The sequence below is a fragment of the Verrucomicrobiia bacterium genome, assembly GCA_019634625.1.
Lineage (GTDB): Bacteria > Verrucomicrobiota > Verrucomicrobiia > Limisphaerales > CAIMTB01 > CAIMTB01.
In genome coordinates, this window is sequence record JAHCBA010000050.1 from 1 (window position 1) to 20,222 (window position 20,222).

The window sequence follows — 20,222 nt, forward strand, 5'->3', positions numbered from 1 at the left end:
GCCGGCGACGCGGGACATGCAGTGATAGACCGCAGGGAGGGAAGGATCGGACTTGATGCGCGGGGTTCTCATGGGGTGGTGGTGGATGACGCGGGAAGATTGTGTAAGCGGGGTGTGTGTTGGGTCAATTTAAAATGCCTGGCTCTTAGATCAGCATTTGAAGGGTACTGGGCTGGGTTGAGGGTCAATCTAAAATGACCGGCGTTTTAAACAGAAAATGTCAGTTTTATTGAGCCGGTCCCATTGTTGAAGTTGACCATTCTAGAATCGCCGGAGGCATGGCGGCCTGAAATAGTCAGGGATGGTGACTTTGGGCTACTTGGCGGACTCCAGGCAATTCCTGCCGGAATTGGCGCGATGGCATCACGAGGAGTGGGGATGGCTGCATCCGGGAGACACCGTGGAAGCGCGGGCTGTGCGTCTGGAGGGGGAATGCGGGCGGGGAGCGATTCCGACGGTGCTGGTGGCGATGGAGGGGCAGAAGTTGCTCGGTTCCTCGATGCTGGTGGCGCAGGACATGGAGTCGCGTCCGCAATGGTCGCCGTGGCTGGCCAGCGTGTTCGTGGCGCCGGATCGCCGGGGTGAGGGGATCGGGACGGCGCTGGTCCGGCGGGCCATGGAGGAGGCGGCACGGATGAAGGTCGGACGGCTCTATCTCTATACGCCCAGCGCGGAGCGGTTTTACACCCGCCTGGGATGGTCGTTGATCGAGAGGACGCCGTACCACGGCGCGGAGGTGGCGGTGATGCAGTTCGAGTTTCCAGGGTGAGGTGTGGGTCTGGCGGTGTCCTTGCCGGGAATCCCTGCCAGGCCGCAGGCTTGAAGCAGGGTCGGGGGCGCTGGCTGGATCTTTTCGGGCAAGACTCTGCAAGGAGATGGCGGGTCGTTTTGAACGGAGGATTGATGCGGGAACGGCGGTCTTCAGGCGGGTTGCGAATGCAACGGCCGATGTTTGCCACGCCGTGCATCCCGAAGTTGTGGGGAGATGTGCGAGTTTCGCGATGCGTCGTCTCGGAGGGCCGAGTTCCACGAGGCCGCAGCGGAGTGGGGCAATGGGTTGAGGACTCGCGGAGCTCGTCCCTCCGATTCGCTGCCTCCTCACCCACAACTCCGGGATGCACCGTTTGCCACGGGGATTCCCGGTTCCCACTGGTCTTGGGGGAGCGGGTTCTGACAGGATGTTGTCCCGTGGACGTTGCCAATGGAATGGCGCAGCCTGCGTCGTCGCGATGGAGGGCGGCGTGGCCCGATGCCGTGGCGTTCGTGATGGGGCTTGGGGTGGCGGGGGTATTCGGGTGGCGGACGGGCGATCTGGTGTGGAGTCTGTGGCTGTCGAGCCTGGTGGTGGGGTATGCGATGATCGTCCGGGGGATCGTGGTGCCGGCCATGGCGACGATGGGGGCTTCGGGACGGGGTGAGGGATCGGCTGGGAAGGGGGTTGCGACGGTCTTCGGGGGGCTTTTCCTGCTGGGATTCTTCACGGTCCACTTCGGCGGGTTTCACCTGGTGCACTCGGTCTTTCTGAATGCGTTTTTTCCGGTGGGGGGCGCGTCCTCGAGCGGGCCGGGGATTCCGCCCTACGGGGAGGTGCTGTTGCGGTACTGGTGGTTTCTGCCGGCGGCGATGGTGGCGGAGCGGCGCGTGCTGTGGGGATCTTCGGCGGTTGGAGCGGGCGATGCGGAGGGACGCGCCGGTGGAGAAAAGTCGTGGGGGGATGGTGAGGCGATGGCGGCGCCTTACAAGAATGTGGTGCGACTGCACCTGTTGATCTTCTTTTTCGCGTTCGCCCACTTTGTGAAGCTGGAAAGTTTCCTGGTGTTCGCGGTGGTGTACGCGGTGTACTTCTTTCCGTGGGGACTTCTGAAAGGGGCGCGGGGGCGATGAGTCCGGCGGTGCGCACTCCGGAGTCCTTGCGGAGCCACCGGTGGTTCGGGCCGGACGATCTGCGTTCCTTCGGGCACCGGTCGCGGGCGCTGCAGATGGGGTACGACCGGGCCGAGTTCACGGGCCGCCCGATCATCGCGATCCTGAATACCTGGAGCGAACTGAACACGTGCCACACGCACCTGCGGGAACGGGCGGCCGAGGTGAAGCGGGGGGTGCTGGAGGCGGGCGGGTTTCCGGTCGAGGTTCCGGTGATGTCGCTGGGCGAGATGTTGATGAAGCCCACCACGATGTTCTACCGGAACCTGCTGGCCATGGAGGTCGAGGAGGTGCTGCGGTGTCATCCGGTGGACGGGGCGGTGCTGATGGGCGGGTGTGACAAGACGGTGCCAGCACTGTTGATGGGGGCGTTCAGCATGGATCTGCCGTGTCTCTTCCTGCCGGCCGGGCCGATGCTGAAGGGGCGCTGGCGGGACCAGACGCTCGGGAGCGGGAGTGACGCATGGAAGTACTGGGCGGAACGGTGCGCGGGGCGGTTGCCGGACGGGGCGTGGGAGGAGATCGAGGAGGGGATTGCACGGTCGCCGGGCACGTGCATGACGATGGGCACGGCGTCCACGATGGCGTCGTTGACGGAGGCGATGGGTCTGACGCTGCCCGGGGCGGCGACGGTGCCGGCGGTGCATTCGGCGCATGCGCGGATGGCGGTGGCCTGCGGACGGCGGATTGTTTCGATGGTGTGGGAGGATCTCCGCCCTTCGCGATGGGTGGGGCGCGGAACGTTCGAGAACGCGGTGGTCACGCTGATGGCGACGGGGGGATCCACAAATGCGGTGGTGCATTTGCTGGCGATGGCCCGGAGGGCCGGGGTGGTGCTGGAAATGGAGACGTTCGACCGGATTTCGCGGCAGGTGCCGGTATTGCTGGATCTGCGTCCGGCGGGGCGCTTCCTGATGGAGGATTTCCACGATGCGGGGGGGGTGCGTGCGCTGCTGCGTGAGGTTCGGGACGCCTTGGACACCGGGGTGGGAATGTCGGACGGGCGCACGCTGGGGGCCTGGCTCGACGAGGGGGAGTGTCTCGATCCGGAGGTCATCCGGCCGCGGGCGCGCCCGGTCTGGCCCGAAGGGGGTGTGGCGGTGCTGCGGGGGAATCTGGCGCCGAGGGGTTGTGTGATGAAGCACGCCGCCGCCGAGCCGCGCCTGCATTCGCACGCGGGTCCGGCGCTGGTGTTCGAGGATTACGCGGATTTGAAGCGGCGGATTGACCGGGACGATCTGCCGGTCACGGCGGATTCGGTGCTGGTGCTGAGGAACGCCGGGCCGGTGGGCGGTCCGGGGATGCCGGAGTGGGGGATGCTTCCCATTCCGCGGAAGCTGCTGCGGCAGGGGGTGCGGGATGTGCTCCGGTTGTCGGACGCCCGGATGAGTGGCACGGCATACGGCGCGTGCATTCTCCACATTGCCCCGGAATCGGCGGTGGGCGGGCCACTTGGGCTGGTGCGGGATGGCGATCTGATTGAGGTGTCGGTCTCGGAGCGTCGATTGCACTGGCACGTCTCCGAGGCGGAGGTGGAGGTGCGGCGAAGGGCGTGGCGTGCGCCGCCGCCGCGGTTTGCCCGGGGGTACGGTTGGTTGTCGGCCCGCGAGATCGGGCAGGCGGATGAGGGATGCGATTTCCGGTTCCTGGACGGGAACGCGCCCACGGCGGAGCCCGAGATTCACTAGCCATGATCCAGCCATGAAACGCACCCCTGTTTTGCCCGACGACCTGCGCGGGGTCATTGCCGTGCCGCCGCTTCCGCGCCGCGACGATCCGGCGCGTCATCCGGACTTCGAGGCGGCGCGGGCGTTGCTCGACGGGATTGCCGGGGCGGGCATCCGCAGGTTCATGTTCGGGGGCAATGCGTTCTTCTACCACGTCACGTTGCGCGAGTATTTGGAGGCGTTGGAGTGGATGACGACGTTGCCGGACGACTGGTGGATGTTGCCGTCGGCGGGACCCGGGTATGGCCGGCTTCGGGACCAGGCGGAGTTGTTGCGGTCGCGGGGTTTTCCGGCGGTGATGCTGTTGCCGTGCTCGGACCCTCGGGATGCGGGGGGATGGGAGCGCGGTATCCGGGAATTCGTTTCGGCGTCGGGGACACCGGTCATTGTGTACCTGAAGTCGGAGGACACGCTGGGGGTGGATCGTGCGGCGGGGTTGGAGGCGCTGGGGAGGCTGTGCGGCGACGGGTTGTGCGTGGGGATCAAGTACGCGGTGGTGCGGGAGGATCCGGGGGAGGATGCGTACCTGGCCGGGCTGTTGGACCGGGTGGATCGCGGGCGGGTGGTCAGCGGGATTGGGGAACGACCGGCGGTGGTGCATCTGCGGGACTGGGGGCTGCCGGGGTTCACGACGGGCAGCGGATGCGTGGCGCCGGAGCGGGCGGTGGCGTTGTATGAGGCGTGCGTGGCGGGGCGGTGGGAGGAGGCGGAGGGGATCCGGGAGCGGTTTCTGCCGCTGGAGGACTGCCGGGACGCCTGGAATCCGGCGAAGGTGCTGCACCACGCGGTGGAACTGGCGGGTCGGGTGCGGACGGGTCCGGTGACACCGTTTCTATCGGCGCTTGAGGGGGACCGGCTGGAGCGGGTGCGGGAGGCGCTGGTGCGGTTGGTGTGATGGGCGGGCAGGGCCGGGAGAGGTGCGGTGATGGGACGGGACGGTGCATCCCCGGGTTGTGGGTGAGGAGGCAGCGAATCAGAGCGTTCAATCCAAATCACCACCCCCTTTGCGGCCTCGTGGAACTCGGCCCTCCGATGCCACGCCTGGCGAAGCTCGCACCTCTCCCCACCCTTCCGGGCTGCACAGGGGACCGGACGGGGTTGGTGACGGAGCTTCCCCTGGAAGGCGGGAGTCGGTCATGGTGACGGGCCCGGGGGGCGACGCGAGGAGCGGACGGACGCGGGGTTGGAGAGGAACCTATGGAAGGCATGGCAGCACAGATTGCCCGGCGACGGACGTTTGCGATCATCTCGCATCCGGACGCGGGGAAGACGACGTTGACGGAGAAGTTTCTGCTCTATGGCGGGGCGGTGCATCTGGCGGGGTCGGTGACGGCGCGGCGGAACCAGCGGGCGACGACGTCGGACTGGATGGAACTGGAGCGGAAGCGGGGGATTTCGGTGAGTTCGACGGTGTTGCAGTTCGAGTACCGGGGGTACTGCGTGAACCTGCTGGACACGCCGGGTCACCGGGATTTTTCGGAGGACACGTACCGGGTGCTGACGGCGGTGGATGCGGCGGTGATGGTGATTGACGCGGGGAAGGGGATCGAGACGCAGACGCGGAAGTTGTTCGAGGTGTGCCGGCAGCGGGGGATACCGATTTTCACCTTCATGAACAAGATGGACCGGCCGGCGCGGGAGCCGCTGGCGCTGGTGGACGAGCTGGAGAGCGTGCTGGGGATCCAGGCGTATCCGGTCAACTGGCCGCTGGGGGACGGGGCGGAATTCCGCGGGGTGTATGACCGGCAGGGACGGCTGGTGCATTTTTTCGAGCGGGTGCCCGGGGGCGGTTACCGGGCCCCGGTGTCGGTGCTGGACCTGTCGGACGGGCAGGTGCGGGAGCGGCTGTCGGAGTCGGTGTATGCGAAGACGGTGGACGAGCTGGCGATGATGGAGGGGGCGGGGGCGGCGTTCGAGCGGGAGCGGGTGCTGGCGGGGGCGTTGACGCCGGTGTTTTTCGGGAGCGCGGTGAACAACTTCGGGGTGCAACTGCTGCTCGATGCGTTCCTGGACATGGCGCCTGCGCCGATGGCGCGTTCGGTGGGGGGACGGCGGATTGCGCCGGAGGCGGGGGGGTTCTCGGGGTTCATCTTCAAGATCCAGGCCAACATGGATCCGCGTCATCGGGACCGGCTGGCCTTTGTGCGGGTATGTTCGGGACGATTCGAGCGGGACATGACGGTGATTCACACGCGGACGGGGCGGCGTCTGCGGTTGTCGAGTTCGCACAAGCTGTTTGCGCGGGAGCGGGAGACGATGGACGAGGCGTATCCCGGGGATGTGGTGGGGTTGGTGGGGCACGACGATTTCCGGATCGGGGACACGCTGGCGGAGGAGGCGACGCTGGTGTTCGACGAGATTCCGCGATTCACGCCGGAGTGTTTTGCGTGGCTGCACAGTCCGACGACCGCGCAGTTCAAGCGATTCCGGGAGGGGTTGGAGCAACTGTTGCAGGAGGGGGTGGTGCAGTCGTTTCTGCTGGATGCGACGACGCAGCGGGTGCCGCTGCTGGGGGCGGTGGGGCCGTTGCAGTTCGAGGTGGTGCAGTACCGGTTGCAGACCGAGTACGGGGCGGAGTCGCGGATGGAGGCGGCGCCGTGGAACACGATTCGCTGGGTGGTTCGTGGCGACCCGGATCCGGTGGCGGTGGAAGGCCTGCTGCCGACGGGGTCGCGGATGGGGCGGGACTCGACAGGCCGGATGGTGTTGTTGTTTCCGAACGAGTGGTCGTGCGAGTACTTCACGGGGCGGCAGCCGGAGATCGGGTTGAGCGCCCAGCCGCCGCGGTGAGGGACGGGTGCGAGCAATCCTGTGAACAACGGTGGACAACCCGGGCTGGCCCCGGGCGTTGGGCGGGTCAGGATGAGGGATCGTCAAGGTCTGCCATGTCCACATCCGCCAACGCGTCGTCGGTCACCCAGATGGAGCTAGCCTTCGAATCGGCACGCCGGGCCGGGGACGAGCTGAGCCGGTGGCGGCAGGAGCGGTTGACGGCGCTGAACGCGCTGGCGCGGGAACTGGGTCTGCCGCTGGGGAAGGATGTGGAGGTGCGGTTGAAGGACGGGACCACCATGCGGGGAGTGCTGGAATTGGCGGATGACGTGTTGTGGGTGGAAGCGCGGCGGGACTTCCGGATGGCGCTGCGGATTCAGCGCTGCACGTTTCTTCCCGGGGACATCGAAGCGTGCGTCCGGATGGACTGAGCCGTAGCGGTGCTTTCCTCTTTACTGCCTGGGTACGGATAGGGGGAAGTTCGGTGCCGCATATGCCCGAGGCGCGCCCTTCCTGTCTGGTCTGGTTTCGGTTGGATCTCCGGTTGACGGACAACCCGGCTCTGGCGCTGGCCGCGGCGACGGGCGGCGCGGTGGTGCCGGTGTTCCTCTGGTCGCCGGAGGAGGAGGGGCGCTGGGCTGCGGGTGCGGCGTCGCGCTGGTGGCTGCATCATTCGCTGACGAGGCTGGATGAAGCGCTGCGGGCGAAGGGGTCGCGGCTGGTGGTGCGGCGGGGGCCGGCGCTGGACGTGTTGCGGGCGCTGGTGCGGGAGACGGGGGCGGGCTCGGTTTTCTGGAACCGGCGGTACGAACCGGCGACGATCGAGCGGGATCGACAGGTCAAGGAGGCGTTGGGGGCTGAAGGGTTGCGGGTGGAAAGCGCCAACGGGGCGCTGCTGCACGAGCCGTGGACTGTCCGCAACCGGGCGGGGAAACCGTTCCAGGTCTTCACTCCGTACTGGCGGGAGTGTCTGGGGCGATCGGACCCGGACATGCCGGTGGGCGCTCCCGGGCATCTGCCGGCACCGCGGACCTGGCCGGCATCGGAAGGGATCGAGGCGCTGGGGTTGCTGCCGGGGATTCCCTGGGATCAGGGGCTGCGGGAGGCGTGGCGGCCGGGGGAGGCGGGTGCGGTTGAGCGGTTGGCCCGGTTCTGTGCGGGAGCGGTGCTGGGCTATGGGGAGGAGCGGAACCGTCCGGACCGGGAAGGCACGTCGCGGCTGTCGCCTCATTTGCACTTTGGGGAGATCGGGCCACGGCAGGTGTGGCATGCGGTGCGTCGGGCGGCGGGGAATGCGGGGGTGGTGGAAGCGGTGTGGCGGCGCTGGCAGTTCCTGGCGGAGGTGGGTTGGCGGGAATTCGCGCATCACCTGCTCTTCCACTTTCCCCACACCGTGGAGCGTCCGTTGCGGGAACCGTTCGAGCGGTTTCCGTGGCGGGAGGACGCGGCTTCGTTGGAGTGCTGGCAGCGGGGTCGGACGGGCTACCCGCTGGTGGATGCGGGGATGCGGGAGTTGTGGGCGACGGGCTGGATGCACAACCGGGTGCGGATGGTGGCGGGGTCGTTCCTGGTGAAGAACCTGCTGATTTCCTGGCGGGCCGGGGCGGAGTGGTTCTGGGACACCTTGGTGGACGCCGATCTGGCCGACAACACGCTTGGCTGGCAGTGGGTGGCCGGGTGCGGTGCGGATGCGGCCCCGTATTTCCGGGTGTTCAACCCGGTGGCCCAGGGACGGAAGTTCGACCCGGATGGCGGGTACGTGCGGCAGTGGATCCCCGAGTTGCGAAGGGTGCCGACGGAATGGGTGCATGCGCCGTGGGAGGCGCCGCCGCTGGTGCTGAGGTCGGCCGGGGTGCGGTTGGGCACCGACTATCCGGAGCCGAGGGTCAGTGCGACGGCGTCGCGACTCGCGGCGCTCGACGCGCTGGCGAGTCTCAAGGCGGGGAGAATCGGGGGTTGACGCGGTGGGCATGGGGGTGTTGGATATTTCGCATTGGAGCGAAATATAAAAGACCAGGAGGCAATGCTGTGAAGACGATTGAAGATCAGGAGAAGGATGGGAGCCAGGGGGGGAAGGCGTTGCGGGAGGACGGGATCCGGCAACAGGTGAGGGAGCGGTACGGGGAGATTGCGCGGCTGGAGCAGCGTGGGTGCGGGGGGGCGCCCTCGTGTTGTTCGAAGGAGGGGGGCACGGACGCGGTGACACTGGGGTATGCGGCGGAGGATGTGGCCGGGGTACCGGAGGGATCCGAGCTTGGCCTGGGCTGTGGGAATCCGACGGTTATTGCGTCGATCCGGGCCGGGGAGACGGTGGTGGATCTGGGGAGCGGGGCGGGGTTCGACTGTTTTCTGGCGGCGCGGCGGGTGGGGTGTGGGGGGCGGGTGATCGGGGTGGACATGACGCCGGACATGATCAGCAAGGCGCGGGCGAACGCGGGGCGGGGCGGGTACGACAACGTGGAATTCCGGCTGGGGGAGATCGAGGCCTTGCCGGTGGCGGACGGGGTGGCGGATCTGATCCTGTCGAACTGCGTGGTGAACCTGTCTCCGGACAAGGCGCGGGTGTGCCGGGAGGCGTACCGGGTGTTGAAGCCTGGGGGGCGACTGGCGATCTCGGACATTGTGGCGTTGCAGCCGATACCGGAGGCCTTGAAGGGGGACATGGAGGCGTACTCCGGGTGCGTGGCGGGGGCGGTGCTTCGTGGAGAACTGGAGGCCATGCTGACCGCCGCCGGGTTTGAGGGGGTGCGGATTGAGGTGAAGGAAGGGAGCCGGGCGTTCATCGACGAGTGGCTGCCCGGGCGGAATGCGGGGGCGTATGTGGCGTCGGCGGACATCACCGCTTGCAAGCCGGGCGTCCGGGGTGCGTGATCGGGGGATGGGAAACGGCTCTGCCGGATGGGTGACTGGCGCATGATGTTGTCCCGCGAACAGGTGGGACGGCTGGCGCGTGGGGCGGTGATTGCCTTTGTGGTGTGGACGTTGCTGGCGTTGTTGTTTGCGGGGCAGTACTACGCCTCGAGTGCGATGCAGGGGCGTCCGGTGCCATGGACCCATGCTCTGGGGTACGCGATGGCGGACTGGTATGTGTTCGCGCTGCTGGCGCCGCCGGTGGCGTGGTTGGGGCGGCAGGTGCGACTGGAGTGGCCGTTGCGGTGGCGTCCGGTGGCGGTGCATCTCAGCGCGTGCGGGGCGTTCATGCTGGCGTATCTGCTGGTACGGGCGTGGGTGGCGTTGTGGCAGGTACGGCTGGACGGCCGGGCGGAGACCTTTTTCGAAGTGTTCGAGACCGTGCTGGTGAAGACGTTGCCGCACAGCCTGCTGGTGTATTGGGCGGTGGTGGGGAGCCAGCATGTGGTGGCGTACCAGTTACGGGCGCGGGAACGGGCGCAGCGGGCGATCGAGCTGGAGCAGCGGCTGACGGCGGCGCGGTTGCAGGCGTTGCAGATGCAGTTGAACCCGCATTTTCTGTTCAACACGCTCAACGCGATTTCCTCGCTGATGCATCAGGACGTCGAGGCGGCGGACCGGATGCTGATCCGGTTGAGCGAGCTGCTGCGGCGGGCGTTGGACAGCCGGGACAGGCAGGAGGTGACGTTGGGGGAGGAACTGGCGTTTCTGGACCGCTATCTCGAGATCGAGCAGGCGCGGTTCGGGACACGGTTGGTGCTGGAACGATCGGTGGATCCGGAGCTGCTGACGGCGATGGTTCCGAATCTTTTTCTGCAGCCGCTGGTGGAGAACGCGATCAAGCACGGTATTGAACGGCAGCGGCGCCAGGGGATGGTGCGGGTGGAGGCGGGGCGGGAGGGGGAGTGGCTGGTCATCGTGGTGCGGGACAACGGGCCGGGGCTGAAGTCCGGGGAGAAGAAGGTGCGCGGCCATGGGATCGGGTTGTCGAACACGCGGCGCCGCCTCGAGCAGTTGTACGGGGTGCGGCAGGCCCTGGTGATCCGGGATGCGAGCGGCGGGGGGACGGAGGTTCGGGTGCAGATGCCGTGGCGGGCGTCCGGGGTGGAGTCCGGTGCTGCTGCGGGGGGGCGGGGAGGGACGGCTTGACGGAGGGGGGCGAAGGGGCAGACTCGGCGGACCGGGGAGCCGTTGGTTGACGGCTGAGAGTTCCGCCGCAGCGGGAGACCCGTTGAACCTGATCCGGCTGATACCGGCGGAGGGAGGCGGCCGCGACGGACGCGGGGCGCACTTTCCAAGGGGGTGGCTGAAGCAGGTTCCTGATGGTTCCGGCGGGGTCGATGAACGATGGCCGTCGGATTTGGACACCACGCACTGTCTTAGCCTGCACGCTCATTGCCATGATTGCCCGACCCGAATCCCTCGAGCCCCGTTCCTCGAACCCCTGGCCGAAGAGCACCCGCGTGTATGTGTCGGGAACGCATCATCCGGAGGTGCGTGTGCCGATGCGGGAGATTGCTCAGGCGCCGACGCGGACACCGGGCGGGGGCGTTGAGGCCAACGCGCCGGTGCGGGTGTATGACACGAGCGGGCCCTGGGGGGATCCGGCGTTCGAGGGGGACGTGAGGGCGGGGTTGCCGGCGCTGCGACGGGGCTGGATTGAGGGCCGTGGGGATGTTGAGGAGTACGCGGGGCGGGTGGTGCGACCGCAGGACGACGGGTATCTCAGCGAGGCGCATGCGCGCCAGCGGGAGGGGGCGCGACCGGGGAACGGGGAGGGTCTGGTGGCGGGGCGGGCGCCGGCGTCATCGGGGAGGCGTCCGTTGCGGGCGTCGGCGGGGCATCCGGTGACCCAGCTTTGGTATGCGCGGCAGGGGATCGTGACGCCGGAGATGGAGTTCGTGGCGATCCGGGAGAATCAGGGTCGGGCGCTGCTGGCGGAGGCGCGGGAAGGCGGGGGGAACCGGCCCGGGGATGGCGGGTACCGGCCGGAGGTGCTGCGGCGGTTTCCGCAGCGGATTCCGGCGGTGATCACGCCCGAGTTCGTGCGGGACGAAGTGGCGGCCGGGCGGGCGATCATCCCCTCGAACATCAATCATCCGGAATCCGAGCCGATGATCATCGGGCGGAACTTCCTGGTGAAGATCAACGCCAACATCGGGAACAGCGCGGTGGCGTCGAGCATCGAGGAGGAGGTGGAGAAGATGCGCTGGGCGACCCGGTGGGGGGCGGACACGGTGATGGATCTTTCGACGGGGCGCGACATCCACGCGACGCGGGAGTGGATCATGCGGAACGCGCCGGTGCCGATCGGGACGGTGCCGATCTACCAGGCGTTGGAGAAGGTGGGGGGGAGGGCGGAGGAACTGAGCTGGGAGGTGTTCCGGGACACGTTGATCGAGCAGGCGGAGCAGGGGGTGGATTACTTCACCATCCACGCCGGGGTGTTGCTGCAGTACGTGCCGCTGACGGCCCGGCGGCTGACCGGGATTGTGAGCCGGGGCGGGAGCATTCTGGCGAAGTGGTGTCTGGCCCATCACCGGGAGAACTTCCTTTACAGCCACTGGGACGAGATCTGCGAGATCATGGCGGCGTACGACGTGGCGTTCAGCATCGGGGACGGGTTGCGGCCGGGCTGTCTGGCCGATGCGAACGACGAGGCGCAATTTGCGGAACTGGCGACGCAGGGGGAGTTGACGAAGCGCGCCTGGGCGCACGGGGTGCAGGTGATGAACGAGGGACCCGGGCATGTGCCGATGCACCTGATCGAGGAGAACATGCACCGCCAGCTCGAATGGTGTCACGAGGCCCCGTTTTACACGCTGGGACCGCTGACGACGGACATCGCCCCCGGGTACGATCATCTGACCAGCGCGATCGGGGCGGCGATGATCGGATGGTACGGAACAGCGATGCTCTGTTACGTCACGCCGAAGGAGCACCTTGGGCTGCCCAACAAGGAGGATGTGAAGAACGGCGTCATCGCCTACAAGATCGCCGCGCATGCGGCGGACCTGGCCAAGGGGCATCCCGGGGCGCGGTACCGGGACGATGCGGTGAGCAAGGCGCGGTTCGAGTTCCGGTGGGAGGACCAGTTCAACCTGAGTCTGGATCCGGAGACCGCGCGGTCCTTCCACGACGAGACCCTGCCGCAGGAAGGGGCGAAGACGGCGCATTTCTGCAGCATGTGCGGCCCGCATTTCTGTTCGATGAAGATCACCGAGGATGTGCGGCGGTATGCGGCGGAGCAGGGGATTGGGGAGGGGGAGGCAATCGAGAAGGGACTGGCGGAGAAGGCGCGCGAGTTCCGCGAGGGCGGCGCTACGGTTTGAGCATGATGGCGCGGGCGACGGCGTCGGCGATGTCGGGTCCGAAGAGGCGGCGGACGAGGGCGAGACCGAATTCGAGGGCGGTGCCGGCTCCGCGCGAGGTGATGATCGGGCCGTCCTCGACGACGGGTTGATCGGTTGGCGGACCGGGGAGTTCGGCCAGAACGGACGCGTGGGCGGTGAACCGGCGTCCCTGGAGGAGTCCGGCATCGGCGAGGACGGTGGGGGCGGCGCAGATGGCGGCCACGGGGCGACCGGCTTCGACCTGGGCGCGGGCGAGGCGGGCGGCACGGCCATCGGTGCGAAGGGTCTGGACCCCGGGGCCTCCGGGGATCACGAGGAGATCGAACGGCTGGTCGATGACATCGGCGAGGGCGGTGTCGGCGTGGAGGGTCATCTGGCAGCGCCCGGTGACCGCGGGTTCCCCGGTGACCGAGGCGACGACCACGCGGGCTCCGGCGCGGCGCAGGAGGTCGATGGGAGTGACGGTTTCGATTTCCTCGAAGCCGGGAACGAGCAGGACCAGGACGCTGGGGGTGGATGGGAGGGATGCCATGGGGATGGGAAGGGGAGGATGCGAATGTGGGGTGCGGCGTGGGTTCAGGGGTGGGCTTCGATGCGGAAGAGGTAGGGAAGGTCCGTGGCGGGGTTGGGGACGATGGCCGTGGTGGCGGTGCCGGTGCCGCGGATCCAGTCGGTGACGGGAGTCCAGGCGAGGGCATCGGGGCTTCCCTGGACGCGGTAGCCGACGCCCGCGGCGGAATCCCAGCGGAGGAGGACGTCGCCGGTGACGGTGGCCTGGGGGGGATGGAGGCGAAGGCGCGAGGTGGCGTTGGTGGGGTTGGTGCCGGCCAGGAACTCGGCGAGGTCGCTGAAGCCGTCGAGGTCGCGGTCGTCCTCGGGGCGGTGTCCGGGGGCGATTTCGCCGAAGAAGTGTTGTTCCCAGAGATCGCTGATGCCGTTGGAATTGATATCGGGGAAGGTGTAGTGGCCGGCGACGAGGAGGGTGGAGCCCTCGGAGAGGAGGTGGGATTGGGCGAGGGGTGTTTCGTAGTAGGGAACGCTGCCGAACTCGAAGAGGTATTCGCCGGGCGGCGCGTTGGTGAGGGTGACGAGGCGGCCGCGTTCGATGCGGTTGATGGGGCCGCGGAGGGTGACGGCGGCCTGGTGGAGGTTGTTGGAGAGGATGAGGGTGGCGGGGACGTAACTGGAGACGGTGACGGCGATGTCATCGACGAGCCAGCCGGGGTGGGGGACGGAGTCGATGGCGAGAAGGCCGTAGGCCCAGCCGAGACGGACGATGTGACCGAGGAAGGGGCTGAGGTCCACCTCGACCTGTTCCCAGCCGTCGGAGGCGGTGCTGTACTGGCGGAGGGGGGTCCAGATGGCGCCGTTGTTGGTGGTGGCGTAGAGGCCGCCGACCTCGAGGATGTCGCCGAAGTCCGAGCGGGGGTAGAAGTCGTAATTGTGGGTGAAGCGGAGGGTGGCGCGATTGCCGCCGGTGAGGAGGATGGCGGGACTGATGAGGGAGGTGTCGGCGAGTTCGTTGGGGAGGCCGCGGAGGTTGGTGCCCCAGCAGTGGAGGCCGGACCAGGCGCTGGTGGCGAGTTCGTTGTTGGGGCGGCCGAGTTCCCAGGTGGAGGTGATGAAGATGGAGAGGACCTCGGCACCGAGGTCGGAGCTGGCGACCGTCCATTCGCCTCCGCCGGCGTCGAGATTGTCGATGAAGGGCGGGGTGAGGGGTTTGCGGGTGCGGAAGCGATGGAACTGGCCCTGTTTGTTGTCGGTGCGGACATTGCCGGCTGGGTCGCGACAGACGATCTCGAAGGTGTAGTCGCGGTCCGGTTCGAGGCCGACGAGCCGGAGTTCGTGGACGAACGTGTAATCGGGGTGGTAGGCGGTCAGGTTGGAAGGGAAGGCGACATCGCGGTAGCGGACGAGGCCGTCGGTGGGTTCCGAAGTGGTCCAGCGGACGATGGCCTCGGTGTAGTCGGGTTCGATCTCGATGTCGGCGATCTCCGGCGGTTCGGTGTCGATGGTGGCCCGGACGGTGAGGGTCTGTTGGGGGCGGGCATCGCGGTAGGAGACCTCGAGGCGGTCGCCATTGCGGGCCCGGAGGAGTCCGGCGGCGGGCGGGGTGGTTTCGGGAACGAGCCGGAAGGTGCCGCGGAAGAGGCCCGGCCGCGGGGTGGCGAGGAGTTCGAGGGTGTGCGGGACGGATTCGAGCGGGGTTTGGGCGGAGACTTCGAGGGATGTCTGGCCGGCGAGGTCGGGATCGGAGACCTCGACCGTGACGAGGGCGGGCAGGGTGTATTGTTCGCGGTCGAGTTCGAGGACGGCGCGGTCCACGACGCCCGGGGCGAGGAAGCTGAGGACGCGGTAAAGGATGCCGGCGCGGGTGTTGGGCGCGTCGCCGAAGTCGGGGATGGCCTCGAGGGGGAAGGAGAAGAAGACCACACGGCCGGAGGCGGAATCGGTGCCGGTGGCGGTGGCGGGGTGACGGACGCCGACGGTGCGGCCGGTCCAGGCATCGAAGAGGATGGGGGTGGCGTTGGTGGTGGCGCGGAAGGTGTCGGAGAGGTCCGAAGGGATGATGATGAGGTCGGGGAACTCGGAGAAATCGAGTTCGGTTTCGATCTCGCTGGTCATGGAGAGGTTGTCGTTGCCGTAGATGCCGTCGATGCCGGGATCGACGTCGTAGGATTCGACCCGGAGGACCTGGCGCCGGAAGTTGTCCATGCCGGCCTCGTCGAGGCGGCTGAGGAGTTCCATGGAGGAGACGAAGAGGCCGCCGCCGGCATCGACGTATTCGCGGAGGGCGCGGATGCCGGAGACGGTGAGGGCGGGGAAGAACTCGCTGAGGCGCCACATCACGATGGAGTAGCCGCGCAGATCCTCGAAGTCCGGGGTGCGTTCCTCGTTGGCGACGTCCCACACCTCGTAGTCGAGGCCGAGGTCATCGAGCGCGGAGGTGTAGGCGAAGAGGGGGAGGTTGAAGAAGGTGAAGGTGGGGTCGTACTGGTCGATGACGAGGATGCGGGCGGAGGCGGCGAGGCTCGTTTCAAAGGGAATGCCGGCGGCGTCGGCGAGACCCTCGTTGCCGGCGGCGTCGCGGGACCGGACGCGGTAGTACACGGATTGTTCCGGGGCGAAGCCGTCGAGGACCACGCGATGGGAGGTGACGAAGGCGCGGTTGGTGACGAAGGAACCGAGGGCGGGGGTGGCGCCGAACTCGACGATGGCGTTGGCGGGTTCGTCGGTTTCCCAGGTGATGTTGAGGCGTCCGAAGCGGGTGGCGTCGGCGACGCCGGTCAGGTTGGGCGGGAGGAGGTCGGCGAGGGCGTCTGAGGTGCGGCGGGCTTCGGGGGAGGCGTCGAGGTAGATGGCCTCGATGGTGTCGCCGTGGGCGATCTGGAGGCGGCCATCGGGGATGGCGGGGCCGGTGGCGGTGGCGACGGCTCCGGTGAAGAGGCCGGCATTGCCGGAGGCGAGGAGGAGGACGGCTTCGCCGAGGGGTTCGGTGTCGCTGACCACGCGGACCTCGACGGACGAGTCTCCGCGGAGGTCGGCGTCGATGAGGCGGAGCTGGAGGGTGTCGGGGACGGTGTAGGCGGGGCGGTGGAGGGCGATGATGCCATGACCCGGGAGGGGCAGATCCCCGGTGATCACCAGGGCGAAATCCTGGAGGGGTTCGGCGTTGGCGCGGCGGAAGACGTCCTCGACGACCCGGGAACCGCGGATACGGACGATGTATTCGCCGGCCATGGGGTTGGCGAGATGGACGCCTTCGACGTTGTTGATGGAGTCGGCGGCGAAGGCGTTGGGGATGGATTCGCCGGCGTCGAAGGCATTGCCTCGGAACCACGTTCCGTCGGGGGCCTCGACTTCGAGGTCGAGGTCGTTGACGAGGGCCTGGAGGGCGGCGGGAAGGGCCGGGACATCCGTGTAGGTGAGGGTGATCTTGAGGGGGACACGGGGGTTGCCGACGAGGATGCGACGTTCGAAGACCTGACCGTTGGTGAGGGCGACGGACTGGTCGATGAAGTCGAAGTGGCGCGAGGAACCGATGAGGTTGGTGAGGGTCACGCGGCCCCAGCCTTCGTCCATGTTGGGAATGGAGCGGGTGCCCCAGCCGTCGTCGAGGTCCACGGAGGAATTGATGAGGGCGGCTTTGACGAGGGCTGGTGAGGGGGTGAGACCGTTGCGGGTTTCGCGCCAGTACTGGACGAAGACGGCGGCGGCGCCGGAGACGTGGGGACCGGACTGGCTGGTGCCGCCCTGGAACTGGTAGTTGGGGGAGATCGGGGCCCAGGCGTTTTCGCCGGTGGCGGCGCCGGACTGGAGCGAGGCGATCCAGGTGCCGGGGGCGACGACGTCGGGCTTGATGCGGCCATCCTCGCAGGGTCCGCGGCTGGAGAAGTCGGCCATGGCCTCGGGGCCGTCTTCGAAGATGTAGAAGCCGTAGCGGTCGTTCTGGGAGGCGCCGGTGGCGATGACGTTCTTGGCGACGGCGGGGGTGCCGATGGTCTGGGTGCCGGGACCGGAATTGCCGGCGGAGAACTCGAGGATGAAGGGTTGATCCCCGGCGGCGAGGGCATCGGCGTCGCGGACCAGGGCGTCGAACTCGGCCGCGGTGAGGTCGTAGCGGCCGTAGGTGGTGTCGCCCCAACTGTTGGAGCCGATGTCGGCGCCGGCCCGGACGGCATCGCGGGTGAGGGTTTCGAAGGAGGGCGGGGGTTCGTAGTTGCCGATGCCATCGAACATGCGCTGGGCGACGATGCGGGCGCCCGGGGCGACACCGAGACCGTAGAGATTGCCGTAGGCGTCGGTCTCGCCGGTGGCGCCGCTTCCGGCGATGATGCCGGCAACGTGGGTGCCGTGCCCGTGCTCGTCGGAGGCGTCCTCGAGCGAGCCATAGAAGAAGAAGGCATCGGCGCGTCCGGCGAGGTCGGGATGGATCAGGTCGGGGTCGCCGAGGTCGAGTCCGCTGTCGGGCACGGCCACCACGACGCCGGAGCCGTCGAAGCCGAGCTGCTGGGTGAGGGTGAGGTGTTGGGAATTGGGCAGGCTGTGCTGACGGGGACGCGGGGAGGCATTGGGGGCGAAGCCGAAGTCGTCGTCCCAGTCGCCCGGGAACGGGAAGTCATCGCCGGGTTCGCCGGTTTCGTAGGAACCGCCGCCGACGATCTTGGAGGAGATGGCGTCGAAGAGGCGCATTCTGGGGGCGGGTTCGATCCAGAGGACGACCGGGGAGCGGGCGATCAGGGCGAGTTGGGTGGGGGAGACGCGGCCCTGGAGGATGCGTCCGAAGGTGGAAGCGGATTCGCGTTCGAGGCGCTGGAGTTGTTTGCGGAGGGCGATGAGTTCAGCGGGTGGAACGTCGGGGGCGACGGCGAGGCGGATGTCGAGGTCGGAACCGAGGGCGGCCCAGCGGCGGAGGATGGCGGCCACCTTGTGGTCCGGGCGGTATTCGCCGATCCAGCGGACGCCGGGGAGGGCGCGGAGTTCGTGGAGGGGCGCCTGGTGGAGGCGGGCGATGAAGGCGTCGTCGGGGATGTACCGGAGCAGGTGGGCGCCGCGGTCGGCGAGTTCGGCACGGAGCGCCTGGGACGGGGGGCGATCGAACTGGATGAGGAAGAGACCGGAGGCCGGGGCTTCGGCACGTTGCGGGGCGAGGGGGCGCGCCTGGGGCGGGGTGACGATGGTTTCGTTGCGCAGCCGGATCGCCTTGGTCTCGGCGGCAAGGGTGTCGGTGACGGCCGCAAGAACGGTCAGGACAATCAGGGCGACGAGGCGCAGGGAGGAGACTGGAACCACGCGGCACGGTAGTCGCGTCGGGACCAACCGACAAGGTGATGGAAACCCGGGATTCGGAAGGATGAGGGCGGTGCCTCCTGGAGTTGTGGGTTGAGGCGCGAACTTCGCGAAGCGTTGCTTCGGAAGGCTGAGTTCCACGAGGCCGCAAGGGGGTGGCGCGTTGGGTTGGGGGCTCGCGGAGCTCGTCCCTCCGATTCGCTGCCTCCTCACCCACAACTTCGGGATGCACCGGGATGACGGCGGGGGGCGACTTCCGGGATTGCCGGCGGAGGGGGAGGCTCGGCAGGATCGGGGCATGCAATCTCCCGTCCCTGATCGGGCGCCGCGTTCGACCGAGTCGTCCCGTCGCAGTTTTCTGAAGACCACCGGCGCTGCGGTGGGGGTGTCGGCCCTGGCCGGCGTGAAGCTTCCCTACGTTCATGCGGCGGACAGCAGCACGGTGCGGGTGGCGTTGATCGGGTGCGGGGGACGGGGCACGGGGGCGGCCAATGACGCGTTGAATGTGAAGGGCGGTCCGATGGAGCTGACGGCGATGGCGGATGTGTTCGAGAACCGGCTGAACAACTCGTACCAGGCGTTGAGGCGGGCGCACGAGAGCAAGGTGGCGGTGCCGCGGGACCACATGTTCATCGGCCTGGACGCCTACAAGCAGGCCATCGACACCTTGAAGCCGGGGGACGTGGCGATCTTCACGACGCCGCCGGCCTACCGCTGGGTGCACTTCCAGTACGCCATTCAGAAGGGCGTGAATGTGTTCATGGAGAAGCCCGTGACCGTGGACGGGCCGACTTCGCGCAGGATGTTGCAGCTCGGGGAGGAGGCGTCGCGGAAGAACCTGAAGGTGGGCGTGGGCCTGATGGTCCGGCACTGCCGGGGGCGCCAGCAATTGAAGCAGCGGCTGGACGACGGGGAGATCGGGGACCTGATCACGCTCCGGGCCTACCGGATGCACGGTCCGGTCGGGTACGCCTTCTCGGGGCCGAAGCCGGACGACCTGTCGCACATGATGTACCAGATCCAGCGGTTCCACAGTTTCCTGTGGGCCAGCGGCGGGTTGTACAGCGACTTCTACATCCACCAGGTGGACGAGTGCTGCTGGATGAAGGGGTCATGGCCGGTGCGGGCGCAGGCCAACGGCGGGCGGCATTACCGGGGGGACGCCATCGACCAGAACTTCGACAATTACACGGTGGAATACACCTTCGCTGACGGGTCGAAGTTCTTCTTCTATGGGCGGACGATGTCCGGGTGCCGGGACGACTTCAGCAGCTATGCGCATGGGGCGAAGGGATCGGCCGTGATCTCGGGAGGGAGCCACTCGCCGGGTCGGGTGCGCACCTTCCGGACGCAGAACATCACCATGGCGCGGAACAATCCGGACCTGATCTGGGCCTTCCCGCAGCCGGAGCCGAACCCGTACCAGCTCGAGTGGGACGACCTCATGGAGGCGATCCGGAACGACCAGCCGTACAACGAGGTGGCGCGCGGAGTGGAGGCGAGTCTGGTGTCGTCGATGGGGCGCATGGCGGCCCACACGGGTCAGGAAGTGACCTACGACCAGATCCTCAACTCAACCCACGAGTTCGCGCCCGACCTCGACAAGCTGACCGCGGACTCCCCGGCGCCGCTGCTCCCAGGCGAGGACGGGAATTATCCGATTCCGGAACCCGGCCGGAAGCGGGACCGCGAGTACTGAGTCCGGTCCCGTTCATCCCGGAGTTGTGGGTGAGGAGGCAGCGAATCG

13 protein-coding genes and 1 riboswitch are annotated in these 20,222 nt (G+C 67.8%); of the genes, 11 read left to right on the forward strand and 2 right to left on the reverse strand.

The window, feature by feature from the left end:
• The first annotated feature begins 304 nt into the window (after positions 1-304).
• The 10 genes from KF833_21245 to thiC all read left to right on the forward strand — a co-directional run bounded on the left by KF833_21245 (position 305) and on the right by thiC (position 12,664).
• Positions 305-769: a GNAT family N-acetyltransferase gene (locus KF833_21245; protein ID MBX3747841.1), complete on the forward strand. Its 465-nt coding sequence runs from the start codon at positions 305-307 to the stop codon at positions 767-769.
• Between the two features lie 419 nt (positions 770-1,188).
• Positions 1,189-1,884: a hypothetical protein gene (locus KF833_21250; GenBank protein MBX3747842.1), complete on the forward strand. Its 696-nt coding sequence runs from the start codon at positions 1,189-1,191 to the stop codon at positions 1,882-1,884.
• A complete protein-coding gene (locus tag KF833_21255; GenBank protein ID MBX3747843.1) occupies positions 1,881-3,611 on the forward strand; it encodes a dihydroxy-acid dehydratase in 1,731 nt (576 codons plus the stop codon). The genes KF833_21250 and KF833_21255 overlap by 4 nt, the downstream gene beginning before the upstream one ends.
• A gap of 13 nt (positions 3,612-3,624) precedes the next feature.
• Positions 3,625-4,545, forward strand: coding sequence for a dihydrodipicolinate synthase family protein (locus tag KF833_21260; protein ID MBX3747844.1), 921 nt, complete (start codon positions 3,625-3,627; stop codon positions 4,543-4,545).
• Between the two features lie 311 nt (positions 4,546-4,856).
• Entirely contained in the window at positions 4,857-6,440 is a 1,584-nt protein-coding gene (locus KF833_21265; protein MBX3747845.1) for a peptide chain release factor 3, read from the forward strand.
• A 95-nt stretch (positions 6,441-6,535) separates the two neighbouring features.
• Complete coding sequence (locus tag KF833_21270; GenBank protein ID MBX3747846.1) at positions 6,536-6,853, forward strand: hypothetical protein; 318 nt, start codon at positions 6,536-6,538, stop codon at positions 6,851-6,853.
• 62 nt (positions 6,854-6,915) lie between these two features.
• Positions 6,916-8,382 (forward strand): deoxyribodipyrimidine photo-lyase, encoded by a 1,467-nt coding sequence (locus tag KF833_21275; GenBank protein ID MBX3747847.1) that lies wholly within the window; start codon positions 6,916-6,918, stop codon positions 8,380-8,382.
• 119 nt (positions 8,383-8,501) lie between these two features.
• Positions 8,502-9,293 (forward strand): arsenite methyltransferase, encoded by a 792-nt coding sequence (locus KF833_21280; protein ID MBX3747848.1) that lies wholly within the window; start codon positions 8,502-8,504, stop codon positions 9,291-9,293.
• A gap of 42 nt (positions 9,294-9,335) precedes the next feature.
• Positions 9,336-10,481, forward strand: coding sequence for a histidine kinase (locus KF833_21285; GenBank protein ID MBX3747849.1), 1,146 nt, complete (start codon positions 9,336-9,338; stop codon positions 10,479-10,481).
• 22 nt (positions 10,482-10,503) lie between these two features.
• Positions 10,504-10,613: riboswitch (TPP riboswitch) on the forward strand.
• A 119-nt stretch (positions 10,614-10,732) separates the two neighbouring features.
• The gene (gene thiC, locus KF833_21290; protein MBX3747850.1) at positions 10,733-12,664 is read left to right on the forward strand and encodes a phosphomethylpyrimidine synthase ThiC; all 1,932 of its coding nucleotides are present in this window, start codon (positions 10,733-10,735) and stop codon (positions 12,662-12,664) included.
• Here the strand turns inward: thiC and KF833_21295 are convergent.
• Both KF833_21295 and KF833_21300 read right to left on the reverse strand, forming a co-directional pair.
• Positions 12,654-13,217: a DJ-1/PfpI family protein gene (locus tag KF833_21295; protein ID MBX3747851.1), complete on the reverse strand. Its 564-nt coding sequence runs from the start codon at positions 13,215-13,217 to the stop codon at positions 12,654-12,656. The genes thiC and KF833_21295 overlap by 11 nt on opposite strands.
• A gap of 44 nt (positions 13,218-13,261) precedes the next feature.
• Positions 13,262-18,478 carry a S8 family serine peptidase gene (locus tag KF833_21300; GenBank protein ID MBX3747852.1) on the reverse strand — a complete coding sequence of 1,739 codons (5,217 nt, stop codon included), beginning with the start codon at positions 18,476-18,478 and terminating at the stop codon, positions 13,262-13,264.
• Positions 18,479-18,773: 295 nt separating this feature from the next.
• Here KF833_21300 and KF833_21305 point away from each other — a divergent pair, with 295 nt between their 5' ends.
• Positions 18,774-20,174 (forward strand): Gfo/Idh/MocA family oxidoreductase, encoded by a 1,401-nt coding sequence (locus KF833_21305; GenBank protein MBX3747853.1) that lies wholly within the window; start codon positions 18,774-18,776, stop codon positions 20,172-20,174.
• The last annotated feature ends 48 nt before the right edge of the window (positions 20,175-20,222 follow it).